This is a genomic window from Sediminihabitans luteus (assembly GCF_002797595.1).
GTDB classification, from domain to species: Bacteria; Actinomycetota; Actinomycetes; order Actinomycetales; family Cellulomonadaceae; genus Paraoerskovia; species Paraoerskovia lutea.
In genome coordinates this window covers 55,583-67,499 of record NZ_PGFE01000006.1, presented here as the reverse complement: position 1 = coordinate 67,499, position 11,917 = coordinate 55,583, and the positions used below count along the sequence as shown (strand labels likewise).

10 protein-coding genes are annotated in these 11,917 nt (G+C 73.4%); 1 reads left to right on the top strand and 9 read right to left on the bottom strand.

What is annotated here, in order from left to right; translation table 11 throughout:
- Nucleotides 1–108 precede the first annotated feature (108 nt).
- The 5 genes from rpsO to CLV28_RS14075 all read right to left on the bottom strand — a co-directional run bounded on the left by rpsO (nt 109) and on the right by CLV28_RS14075 (nt 5,098).
- Nucleotides 109–378: a 30S ribosomal protein S15 gene (rpsO, locus tag CLV28_RS14095; protein ID WP_100423975.1), complete on the bottom strand. Its 270-nt coding sequence runs from the start codon at nt 376–378 to the stop codon at nt 109–111.
- A gap of 223 nt (nt 379–601) precedes the next feature.
- On the bottom strand, nt 602–2,137 hold the full coding sequence (locus CLV28_RS14090) for a chitinase (RefSeq protein ID WP_100423974.1): 1,536 nt from the start codon (nt 2,135–2,137) through the stop codon (nt 602–604).
- A gap of 177 nt (nt 2,138–2,314) precedes the next feature.
- Nucleotides 2,315–3,298 (bottom strand): bifunctional riboflavin kinase/FAD synthetase, encoded by a 984-nt coding sequence (locus CLV28_RS14085; protein WP_100423973.1) that lies wholly within the window; start codon nt 3,296–3,298, stop codon nt 2,315–2,317.
- Between the two features lie 103 nt (nt 3,299–3,401).
- Complete coding sequence (gene truB, locus CLV28_RS14080) at nt 3,402–4,460, bottom strand: tRNA pseudouridine(55) synthase TruB (protein WP_100423972.1); 1,059 nt, start codon at nt 4,458–4,460, stop codon at nt 3,402–3,404.
- On the bottom strand, nt 4,457–5,098 hold the full coding sequence (locus CLV28_RS14075) for a TetR/AcrR family transcriptional regulator (RefSeq protein ID WP_239073244.1): 642 nt from the start codon (nt 5,096–5,098) through the stop codon (nt 4,457–4,459). Before CLV28_RS14075 ends, truB begins: the two co-directional genes overlap by 4 nt.
- 74 nt (nt 5,099–5,172) lie before the next feature.
- Between CLV28_RS14075 and CLV28_RS14070 the strand changes: the two genes are divergently transcribed.
- Nucleotides 5,173–6,645, top strand: a complete 1,473-nt coding sequence (locus tag CLV28_RS14070; protein WP_100423970.1) for a DHA2 family efflux MFS transporter permease subunit — start codon at nt 5,173–5,175, stop codon at nt 6,643–6,645.
- 190 nt (nt 6,646–6,835) lie between these two features.
- Here the strand turns inward: CLV28_RS14070 and rbfA are convergent, their stop codons facing one another.
- From rbfA to nusA, 4 genes are all read right to left on the bottom strand, one after another.
- A complete protein-coding gene (rbfA, locus tag CLV28_RS14065) occupies nt 6,836–7,276 on the bottom strand; it encodes a 30S ribosome-binding factor RbfA (RefSeq protein ID WP_100423969.1) in 441 nt (146 codons plus the stop codon).
- A gap of 178 nt (nt 7,277–7,454) precedes the next feature.
- On the bottom strand, nt 7,455–10,301 hold the full coding sequence (infB, locus tag CLV28_RS14060; protein ID WP_100423968.1) for a translation initiation factor IF-2: 2,847 nt from the start codon (nt 10,299–10,301) through the stop codon (nt 7,455–7,457).
- 70 nt (nt 10,302–10,371) lie between these two features.
- Nucleotides 10,372–10,812: a YlxR family protein gene (locus tag CLV28_RS14055; RefSeq protein ID WP_100423967.1), complete on the bottom strand. Its 441-nt coding sequence runs from the start codon at nt 10,810–10,812 to the stop codon at nt 10,372–10,374.
- Between the two features lie 24 nt (nt 10,813–10,836).
- The gene (gene nusA, locus CLV28_RS14050) at nt 10,837–11,916 is read right to left on the bottom strand and encodes a transcription termination factor NusA (RefSeq protein ID WP_100423966.1); all 1,080 of its coding nucleotides are present in this window, start codon (nt 11,914–11,916) and stop codon (nt 10,837–10,839) included.
- Between the last annotated feature and the right edge of the window lies 1 nt (nt 11,917).

The following is an 11,917-nucleotide window of genomic DNA, read 5'->3' as shown; positions in this document are numbered from 1 at the left end:
CACTACCGAGGACCGGACGGGCTGCGACCGGCGGCGCGTGGGGATTGGTGCGGTTCTATCGAACCAGACCAGCCCGGTCCCCACGGGGACCGGGCTGGACCGGGTGTGTCAGCGACGCAGGCCGAGGCGCTCGATGAGGCTGCGGTAGCGGTTGATGTCGACCTTCTGCAGGTAGCCGAGAAGACGACGACGCTGACCGACGAGGAGCAGCAGACCACGACGGCTGTGGTGGTCGTGCTTGTGCTCCTTGAGGTGCTCGGTCAGGTCGAGGATGCGCTGCGTGAGCATCGCAACCTGGACCTCCGGCGAGCCGGTGTCGCCCTCGCTGGTCGCGTACTCGGACATGATGCGCTGCTTGGTGGCAGAGTCGAGCGGCATGGCTCTCCTTCGGGTGTCGTTGCGCGGCGCACCAGGGCTGAAATCCCTGGGCTCTTGGGCTGGCCTGCCGGCGCTGCTCCCATGAGCTGCACCCGCAAGGGCCTCCGCGGCCGTTCTGACGGCTCGACCATTCTAGCAGCCGTGCCGCCCGGCGGGCGCGGAGGCACCCGCCGGGCGGTTCAGGACGACGGCCCGACGGGCGCCGCGCACGAGCACCCGAGGGTCAGCAGGCGCCCTGGTCGGCCCAGACGTCCGACGAGCCCGGCGTCTCGCCCTGGGTCCACCACTTGGCCCGCCAGGTGTGCCCGGCCGACGACGCGAGCGCGCCGCCCGTGTAGACCTTCGACGACGACCACGCGGCCGCGGTGCAGGTCCCGTTCGTGGGCGTCACCGTGGGCGTCACGGTCGGCGTGACCGTGGGCGTCGTGGTGGGCTTGGGCGTCGTGGTGGGCGTGACGGTCGGCGTGCCGCCCGAGCAGGCGCCCTTGTCGGTCCACACGTCCTGCGAGCTGGCGCCCGGCACGTCGCCCTGGGTCCACCAGCGCGCGGACCACGCGTGCCCCGCGTAGGAGACCTGCGCGCCGCCCGCGTAGGCCTTGCTCGACGACCACGCGGCCGCGGTGCAGGTCCCGTTCGTGGGCGTCACGGTGGGCGTCACCGTGGGCGTGACGGTCGGCGTCACCGTGGGCGTCACGGTCGGGGTGACGGTCGGCGTGGGGCTCGGCGTCGTGCCCGAGGTGAACGGCTCGAAGGCCTTGGTGAAGAACCACGTCGGCTGGCTGATGCCCGAGCAGTCGTTCGATCCGGCGACGCCGGGGCACCCGCCGTTGTCGCGCTGCAGCGCCCAGAACGACAGGTACGACACGCCCTTGGCCTGCGCCCAGGCGAGCACGGGGGCGGCGTTCGCCTGCGTGAACGTCTCGGCCGGGCCGAAGTCGTCGATGCCGATCATCTCGGTGATGCCGACCATGCGCCACAGCTCGGCCTGCGTCTTGCCGGGGTAGAGCTGGCCGAGCTGCGCGACGAGACCGGTCGTGGCCGTCTTGGTGTCCTCGGCCATGTCGTGCGGCTGGTTGTCGTAGTAGTCGAACGTCATGAGGTTGACGATGTCGATGCGCGCACCGTTCGAGACGGCGTTGCGCATGACGTTCATGCCGGACTCGCCGAGCCCGCGCGTGGTCGTCGGGAGCGTGTAGACGAACTGGACCGTGCGTCCGGTGGACGCCGCCCAGTCCTCGACCTTCTTGATGGCCTTGTTGCGTCGGTCGATGCCCGCGGTGTTGGTGAGCGAGGCGTCCTCGACGTCGATGTCGATGCGCGTCACGTCGTAGGTGGTGACGACCTTCTGCATGGCGGCGGCGATCTTGTCGACGTCGGTGCAGCTGTCCGCGAGCTCGGTGCCGGTCGAGCCGGCGCCGTACCCGCCGAGGGCGGGGATGACGTCGCCCCCGCGGTCGCGGATGGTCTGGATCGACGCGCCGTACTCGGCCTGGCTCACGGGACGCGAGGCGTCGCCGTCCCACACGAGGTCGCAGGACCCCTTGCGGGCGGTCTGCAGGAACGACAGCGTCAGGTGCGAGGCCCCGGACTGCTGGGCGAGGACGGCGGGGTCCTGCTCGTTCCAGACCTCGAAGTAGGGCGCGAAGACCTGCGGCGGCAGCGGCTTGGGCGCGGCCTGCGCGGGGGCGGCGGCGACGAGCGCCGTGCCCGCGAGCACGGCCGCGGCGAGCACCGCGGTCGCTCGGGATCGACGGGACATGATGGACCTCCGGTGGGTGCACCCCGAGGGGTGACGGTCGGGCCCGGTCCGCGTCGCGTCCCGGGCAGCAGAGGACCGGCAGCCCCCTGCACCGTCGAACGTCCCACCGTTGCTTGCCCCGATCAATAAGTGATCAGCGCACTCATCGTCCGAAAAGTACGGGTATTCCCGCGGAGGCTACGCGTTCCCCGCACGGCCGAGAACAGCACGTGCGAGTGCGACGTCCGCGTGCATCTGGGCGACCAACGGGTCGATCCCGTCGAACCGCACCGTGGGCCGCAGCCGCTGCACGAGCTCGAGGACGACCTCCTCGTCGTACAGGTCGAGGTCGGTACGGTCGAGCACGTACGCCTCGACCCGCCGCTCGTCGCCGTCGAACGTCGGGTTGGTGCCGATCGACACCGCGGCCGGCAGCACGGCGTCGGCCTCGCCGCGCGCGAGCCGGCCCGGGCGCACGAGCCGCCCCGCGTAGACGCCGTCGGCAGGGACCATCCCGACGACGTCGCCGAGGTTGGCCGTGGGGAACCCGAGCTCACGCCCCCGGGCGTCGCCGTGCACCACGGTCCCCCGCACACGGTGGTCGCGCCCGAGCACCGCCGCGGCCTCGTCGACGCGCCCCGCAGCGAGCAGCTCGCGCACGAGCGTCGACGACCAGCGGTCGGCGCCGGGCCCGTCCGCGCCCGGCGCCTGGCCCACGTCGTCGACGGGCACGACGTCGAAGCCGTGCTCGCGCCCGAGCGCGACCATGGTCTCCATGGTCCCGGAGTTGTCCCGGCCGAACCGCACGTCGTGGCCGACGACGACGGTCCGGGCGCGCAGCCCGCGCGCGAGGCACTCGACGACGAACTGCTCGGGCGTCTGCCGGGCGAGGTCGAGCGTGTACTCGAGCACGAGGACGGCGTCGAGACCCGTGCCGGCCAGGAGCTCCGTGCGGTCGGCGAGCCCCGTGATGAGCTCGGGCGCCGAGCCGGGCTGGTGCACCTGCAACGGGTGCGGGTCGAACGTCACCGCGACGGCGCGCGCGTCGGAGCCGTGCGCGAGGTCGACGATACGACGCAGCACCGCGGCGTGACCGCGGTGCACGCCGTCGAAGTTGCCGATCGTCACCACGGACGGCCCGAAGTCCTCGGGCACCTCGTCCAGGCCGTTCCACACGTGCACGTGCTGCTCCTCGGGAGTGCTGGGACCGCCGGCGGGCGGCAGGGACAAGCGTGCCACGCCGGGGGGCGACGACCGAACCGCTCCCCCGCGCCGCACCGTGCGCTCAGGCCGGGGCGAAGACGATCGCGGGGCGGGCGACGTCCTCGCCCTTCCGCCGTTCGTCCTCGAGCAGCGCGACGAGCGCGCCGTCCGGCCCGATGCCCGCGGTCACCGTGCCCGTGCCCGTGCCCGTGCCGGACGCCGCCACGCGCTGCCCGTAGGACAGCGCCCGAGCCTCGGGCTCGGTGAGCTCGCGCACCGGGAAGATCGCGCGCGCCGCGTCCGCCAGCGGGGTGGTCGCGAGCACGCCGTCGCGGTCCGCCTGCGCCTCGTGCTCGCCGAGCGTCCCCGCGCGGTCGAGCGCGAGCCCGCCTACGCGCGTGCGCCGCAGCGCGGTCAGGTGCGCCCCGACGCCGAGCGCGTCGCCCAGGTCACGCGCGAGCGCCCGGACGTACGTCCCGGACGAGACCGTGACCGTGACGTCGACGTCGAGCACCGTGACCGACCCGCCGACCGCGCCTCCACCGTCGACACCGCCTTCACCGCCTTCACTGCCTTCACTGCTTTCGCTGCCGACATTGCCGACATTGCCGACATCACCGACATCGCGCGCCTCGCGCACCGCGAGCACCTCGAAGCGCGAGACCGTGACGGACCGCGCCGCGAGCTCGACGGTCTCGCCCGCCCGCACGCGCGCGTAGGCGCGCTGCCCGTCGACCTTGATCGCGCTCACCGCGCTCGGGACCTGCTGCAGGTCGCCCGTGAGCGCGGCGACGGCGTCGTCGATGCTCGCGCGGTCCAGGTGCGAGGCGTCACGCACGTCGAGGACCTCCCCCTCGGCGTCCTCGGTCGTGGTCGTCACGCCCAGCCGGACGGTCGCGTCGTAGTCCTTGTCGGCGCCCACGACGTAGGTCAGGAGCCGCGTGGCACGGCCCACGCCGAGCACGAGGACGCCGGTGGCCATCGGGTCGAGCGTCCCGGCGTGGCCGACCTTGCGCGTCCCGGCGAGCCGGCGCACGCGCCCGACGACGTCGTGGCTCGTCCAGCCCGCGGGCTTGTCGACCACGAGCAGGCCGTCGGGGGCGGTCGGGCGGCGGGGCGGGCGGTTCGCCGGCGCGCTCATCGGGTGCTCCCCTCGTCGACGGGACGGCAGGCGGCCACGCCCACCGCGCCGAGCGCGTCGCCGAACGAGCACTCCACGAGCGCCGCGACCCCGGGCTCGTCGGTGTGCTCGGGTGCCCCGACCGACAGCAGCGTGTTGATGAGCATCCCCTGCGCGACGAACGCGCGGGCCTCCTCGGGCGTGCCGCCCGTGCGGTCGACGTAGGTCTCGAACGCCCGAACGAGCACCTCGCGCGCCCGACGCCCGACCTGCGGGTCGCCGCCCTCGACGAACCCGTGCATGAGCACCTTGAGCACGTCGCGGTCGCTCAGCAGCCCGGTGTACGCCGCACCGAGCTGCGCCTTCGCGTCCGGCCCGGCGGGCACCTGGTCGAAGACCTCGACGATGCGGTCGCCCACGCTCGCGAAGACCTCGCGGAAGAGCTCCTGCTTGGTGCGGAACATGCGCACCACGTAGGGCTGCGAGACGCCCGCGGCGCGCGCGACCTGGTCGGTGCTCGTGCCGTGGAACCCGCCCGCGGCGAACACCCCGAGCGCGGCGCGCACGATCTGCTCGCGGCGCTCGTCGCGCGACATGCGTCGCTGCCCGTCGGCCCCGGCGACCGCACGGTCGCTCGTCTCACTCTGCGGACTGCTCATGGTGACAAGGTTATCAGTCGATGCCTACGATGGGTCCGCAAGTAATCATTCGATGCTTACCAATCGGAGCCCTCATGTCCACGACCCTCGCCCTCGATCCACCGCCCGCCCCGCCACGGTCGCGCCGACCGGTGCCGGTCTGGCTCGCCCTCGTCGCGGCGTCGTTGCCCATGTTCATGGCAACCCTCGACAACCTCGTCATGACCGGGGCGCTGCCCGTGATCCAGCGCTCCCTCGCCCCGTCGGTCGAACAGCTCCAGTGGTTCGTCAACGCGTACACGCTGAGCTTCGCGGCGTTCATGCTCGTCGCCGCCGCCCTCGGCGACAGGTGGGGACGTCGTCGCGTGTTCGTCATCGGCATCGCGCTGTTCACGGTCGCCTCCGCGGCGGCCGCGCTCGCCCAGGACCCGGCCTCTCTGATCGCCGCCCGTGCCGTGCAGGGCGTCGGTGGCGCCGCGATCCTGCCGTTGTCCCTGACGCTGCTCGCGGGCGCGGTGCCCGAGCGGCTGCGGCCCATGGCGATCGGCGTCTGGGGCGGGGTCTCCGGGCTCGGGATCGCGCTCGGGCCGCTCATCGGCGGCGCGGTCGTCGAGGGCATGTCGTGGCGCGGGATCTTCTGGCTCAACGTGCCCGTCGCGGTCGTCGCGATCCCGCTCGTGCTCGTCGCGCTGCGCGAGTCCCGCGGGCGCGCGCAGCGCCTCGACCTCGTGGGCGTGCTGCTCGCGGGGGTGGGAGTCCTGCTGGGCGTGTGGGGCATCATCCGGGCGGACGACGACGGCTGGGGCTCGGCCCGCGTGCTGACCATGCTCGGGGCCTCGCTCGTGCTCCTCGCCGCGTTCGTCGCGTGGGAGCGGCGTGTGCCGAACCCGCTCGTGCCGCTGCGGCTGTTCCGCTCGCGCAGCTTCAGCGTCGCCAACACCACGTCGCTCGCGTTCGCGGTCGGGATGTTCGGCGCCGTGTTCCTGCTCACCCAGTACCTGCAGGTCGACATGGGCTACAGCCCGCTCGAGGCCGGCGTGCGCACGCTGCCCTGGACCGCGGCGCCGATGGTCGTCGCACCCCTGGCGGGCGCCCTGGCCCCGCGCACCGGGATCCGGCCGCTCCTGCTGGGCGGCCTCGTGCTGCAGGCCGCCGCGCTCGCCTGGCTCGCGGTGGTGACCGACGGCGACCCCACGTACGCCTCGCTCGTCCCGTCGTTCGTGCTCGCCGGGATCGGGATGGGCCTGACGTTCGCGCCGTCCGCGACCGCGGTGCTCGCCGACATGGCCGAGGACGACCACGCGGTCGCGAGCTCGACCAATGCGACCGTGCGCGAGGTCGGGGTGGCCCTCGGCGTCGCGCTGCTCATGGCCGTGTTCCAGGCCGCGGGTGGTGCGCTCACGCCCGCCGACTACGCGACCGGGCTCCCCGCCGCCCTGTGGGTCGGCGCCGCGATCGTCGCCGTCGGCGCGGTCAGCGCCCTGTGGCTCCCGCGCCGCTCGCCGGCCGGGAACGGGGCGTCCGCCGGAAGCATGGCGCCCGCCGGAAGAATGGCGCCCGCCGCCTGACGACGCGTCCCGGCCACGCGACGTCCGACGACGCGGGTGCGGACGACGCGCCGTCCGACCACCGTGGGACGGACGGGCGTGGGCCGGGCGGACGCGGGACGGAGCGGCGCAGGAAGGAGCGGCGCAGGACGAGAACGGCCGGGCACCTCCCGCAGGAGGTGCCCGGCCGTCGTCGTGCGCGCGCCGAGGGTCAGTCGTCCTCGTCCTCGGGCGTCGCGGGCTTGCGGTACGGGTCCTCGTCGCCCGCGTACGTCGCGGACGACCGCAGCGCCTCGAGCTCGGCGTCGCGACGTGCGGCCTCGAGCAGCGCGGCGTCGAGGTGCGCCGCCGTCTCGGGGACGGCGTCGAGGTGGAACTCGAGGGTCGGGGTCAGGCGGATGCCGGTCTGCTTGCCGACCTCGGAGCGGATGAGGCCCTTGGCGCTCTCGAGCGCCGCCGCGGTGCCCGCGCGGTCCTCGTCGGAGCCGTAGACCGTGTAGAACACCGAGGCGTTCTGCAGGTCGCCGGTCACGCGGACGTCGGTCACCGTGACGAACCCGAGGCGCGGGTCCTTGATCCGCGTGTCGAGCATCTGCGCGACGATCACCTTGATGCGGTCCGCGAGCTTGCGGGCCCTGGGGCTGTCGACCATCTCTCTGGTCCTCTCTGCCTCCCCCGCCGGCGTGCGGCGAGGAACGATGAAGCCGCCCGGAACGTGAGGGGCGGCGGGTCGTGGCGGGTCTGGCGGGAGCACGACGAGGAACGAGTCGTGCGGAGGGAAGACCCGCCGCCCCTCACGTGGAGCGGCGGCGGGCCTTCACGAGCGACCGCTACTTGCGCGGCTTCTCCCGCATCTCGAACGTCGCGATCGTGTCGCCGATCTGCAGGTCGTTGTACGACCCGAGACCGATACCGCACTCGAAGCCCTCGCGGACCTCGGTCGCGTCGTCCTTGAACCGCTTGAGGGACTCGACCGTGAGGTTGTCCGCGATGACGGACCCGTTGCGCAGCACGCGCGCCTTGGTGTTCCGTCGGATCTCGCCCGAGCGGACGATCGAACCGGCGATGTTGCCGAACTTCGACGAACGGAAGATCTCGCGGATCTCCGCCGTGCCGAGCTCGACCTCCTCGTACTCCGGCTTGAGCATGCCCTTGAGGGCCGCCTCGACGTCGTCGATCGCCTGGTAGATGACCGAGTAGTACCGGATGTCGACGCCCTCGCGGTCGGCGAGCTCGGTGACCCGCTCGGCCGTCTTGACGTTGAACCCGAGGATGATCGCGTTGTCGACCGTCGCGAGGTTGACGTCGTTCTGCGTGATCGCACCGACGCCGCGGTGGATGATCCGCAGGTCGACCTCGTCGCCCACGTCGATCTTGAGCAGCGCGTCCTCGAGCGCCTCGACGGCACCCGACACGTCGCCCTTGAGGACGAGGTTGAGCGTCTCGACCTTGCCCTGCTCGAGAGCCTGCGTGAAGTCCTCGAGGCTGATGCGCTTGCGGCGCTTGGCCAGCGTCGCGGCACGCTCGGCGGCCTCGCGCTTCTCGGCGATCTGACGCGCGGTGCGGTCGTCCGGCGCCACGATGAACGTGTCGCCGGCGCGGGGCACCGAGGTCAGGCCGAGCACGAGGACGGGGCGGGCCGGCGTCGCGGCCTCGACCGACTCGCCGTGCTCGTCGAACATGGCGCGCACACGGCCGTGGGCCGTGCCCGCGACGATCGCGTCGCCGACGTGCAGCGTGCCGGACTGGACCAGGACGGTCGCGACCGCACCGCGGCCCTTGTCGAGGTTGGCCTCGATGGCCACACCGCGTGCGTCCTTGTCCGGGTTGGCCCGGAGGTCGAGCGCGGCGTCCGCGGTGAGCAGGACGGCCTCGAGGAGGCTGTCGATGCCCTGGTTCTGCTTCGCGGACACGTCGACGAACATCGTGTCGCCGCCGTACTCCTCGGCCACCAGGTTGTACTCGGTGAGCTGCTGCCGGATCTTCGCCGGGTTTGCGCCCTCCTTGTCGACCTTGTTGACCGCCACGACGATCGGCACGTTCGCCGACTGCGCGTGGTTGAGGGCCTCGATCGTCTGCGGCATGACGCCGTCGTCGGCGGCCACGACGAGGATCGCGATGTCCGTGACCTTCGCACCACGCGCACGCATGGCGGTGAACGCCTCGTGACCCGGGGTGTCGATGAAGGTCAGCGCACGGTCGACGCCCTCGTGCTCGTGGCGCACCTGGTAGGCACCGATGTGCTGCGTGATGCCGCCGGCCTCGCCGGAGATGACGTCGGTCGAGCGGATCGCGTCGAGCAGTCGCGTCTTTCCGTGGTCGACGTGACCCATGACGGTCACGACCGGCGGACGCGGCGCGAGCTCCTCGTCGCCCTCGCCCTCGAGCTCGGCGTCGAGGTCGATGTCGAACTGCTCGAGCAGCTCGCGGTCCTCGTCCTCGGCCGAGACCATCTCGATCTGGTAGCCGAGCTCGGCGCCGAGCGTGCCGAACGTGTCCTCGTCGAGCGACTGGGTCGCGGTCGCCATCTCACCGAGGTGGAACAGCACCGTGACCAGGCTCGCGGGGTTCGCGTCGATCTTGTCGGCGAAGTCGCTGAGCGAGGCACCGCGGCGCAGGCGGATCGTGGTCGACCCGTTGCCGCGGGGCACCTGCACGCCACCCAGCGAGGGGGCCTGCATCTGCTCGAACTCCTGACGCTTCGCACGCTTCGACTTGCGCCCGCGCACGGGACGACCGCCGGCGCGACCGAACGCACCCTGGGTCGATCCACGACCGGCACCGCCACGACCGCCGGGGCGACCGGCAAAGCCGCCGCCACCGCCGGGACGGCCGGCGAAACCGCCGCCACCGGCACCGGGCGCGCCACCGGGGCCGCCCTGGCCGCCGCGGCCTCCGCCACGACCGCCGGGGGCGGGACGGTCACCGGGGCGACCGATGCTCGACTTGCCGGGCATCATGCCCGGGTTCGGGCGGGGGCCGGCACCCGCGGGACGCGGGGCCGGACGGGGGCCGCCCGGACGCGGCCCGCCGGAGCGCTCGGCCGGAGCCGCGCCCTCGGGACGCTCGGCGCGCTCGGGACGCTGGCCCGGACGCGGCATGCCCTGGCTCGAGGCGAACGGGTTGTTGCCCGGACGCGGTGCGCCGCCGCCGGCCGCAGGACGGCCGCCCTGACGGGGCATGCCCTGGCTCGGGGCGAACGGGTTGTTGCCCGGACGCGGGGCGCCGGGACGCGGGGCGCCCGAGCGCGGAGCGCTGCGGGGTGCCTCGGCGGGCTTGGGCGCGGCCGGGGTCGGACGCGCCGGGGCGTCGGCCGACGCCGCGGCGGGCTTCGCCGCCTCGGGGGCGCTCGGTGCCGGCGCAGCAGGCTTCTCGGCCGGTGCGGGCGCCTCGGCGCGCGGTGCCGGTGCGGCGGGCTTCTCAGCCGCCGGGCGCGGCCCGGGGGCCGGGGCCTTGGGTGCGGACGCCGCAGGGGCGGCGGGCGCGGGGGTGGACGACGCGGGCGCAGCAGGCGCACCGGTCGAGGGGTACTTGTCGCGGATCTTCCGGACGACGGGTGGCTCGAGCGTCGACGATGCCGAACGCACGTACTCCCCTGCAGCCTTCAACTCGGCCAGCAGGGTCTTGCTCTCCACCCCGAGCTCCTTCGCGAGCTCGTAGACGCGGACCTTTGCCACAACTCTCCTGTCTCGGCCCGCCCCGGACAGGGTGGACCGTCTTTAGTACTGGGTTCTCATCGCTGAGTACTCATCGGGTGCCCATCGGCTTCTGACCCGCTTCCTTGTCGACGGTTCGTGCAGTGCGGCCGGCACCGTGCGTGGTGCCGGTCGTGACCGGTCGCTGGGACCGTTCGTCAGCTTCCTCCCCCAGGACGTGCGCCCGGACCGCGCCGGCGTCGATGACCGACGGCCCGCGCAGCGCGCGGGACCAGGCTCGACGCCGTTCGGCCAGGTCGACGCAACGGAGGTCCGGGTGGACCCACGCGCCCCGACCGGGGAGCGAACGGGCGACGTCGACGACCAGGCGTGCGTCGTCGGCGTCGGTGCGGTCCAGGACCGCACGGAGCAGAACGGACCGCTCACCGGTCCCTCGGCACCCCACGCACGTCCGCACCGGTGCGCACGCCGAAGCCGGCGGAGCATCAGGGGACGGTGAAGGAGAGGGACCGCGTGGTCCGTTCGCGTTCATTCTAGCGCGTCACCAGGGGCCGCGTCAGCGGGCGTCGGCGTCCGTGGTGCCGCGTGCGGCGTCGGACGACGTCGCACGGCCTCCCGCGGCACCGTCCTCGACGGCCGGCGCCTCGTCCGACCGGATGTCGATGCGCCACCCCGTGAGCTTCGCCGCGAGGCGGGCATTCTGCCCTTCCTTGCCGATCGCGAGCGACAGCTGGTAGTCCGGGACGACGACGCGCGCGGCCCGCGCGGCCGCGTCGACCACGGTGACCGAACTCACACGGGCCGGCGAGAGCGCGTTGGCCACGAACCGCGCGGGGTCGTCGCTGTGGTCGACGATGTCGATCTTCTCGCCGTGCAGCTCGGCCATCACGGCGCGCACGCGCGAGCCCAGCGGGCCGATGCACGCGCCCTTGGCGTTGAGCCCCGACACGGTCGAGCGCACCGCGAGCTTGGTGCGGTGGCCCGCCTCGCGCGCGACCGCGGTGATCTCGACCGAGCCGTCCGCGATCTCGGGCACCTCGAGCTCGAAGAGCTTGCGCACGAGCCCGGGGTGGGTGCGGCTCATCGTGATCTGCGGGCCCTTGGGCCCGCGGGCGACGTCGAGCACGAGCGCGCGCAGGCGCTCGCCGTGCACGTACTCCTCGGTCGGGACCTGCTCGTGCGGCGGCAGGACGGCCTCCGTGCCGCCGACCTCGACGAGCACCGTGCGGGGGTCGCGCCCCTGCTGGATGACGCCGGCGAGCACCTCGCCCTCCTTGCCGCGGAACAGCCCCAGGACCTGGTCGTCCTCGGCGTCACGCAGGCGCTGGACGATCACCTGGCGCGCGGTCGCGGTCGCGATGCGGCCGAAGTCCGCGGGCGTGTGGTCGAACTCGGGCCCGAGCTCGACCGGCGCGCGGTAGCCGTCCTCGTCCGGCGCGGGCGCGTCGAGATCCTCGCGTGCCCAGACCGTCACGTGGCCCGAGGCGCGGTCGAGCTCGACCCGTGCGCGCGGGTAGGCGTCGGGGGTGCGGTGGTAGGCGGAGAGCAGCGCCTGCTCGATCGCGCCGACGAGGACCTCGAGCGGGATCTCACGCTCCCGCTCGACCATCCGCAGGGTGGCCATGTCGATGTCCATG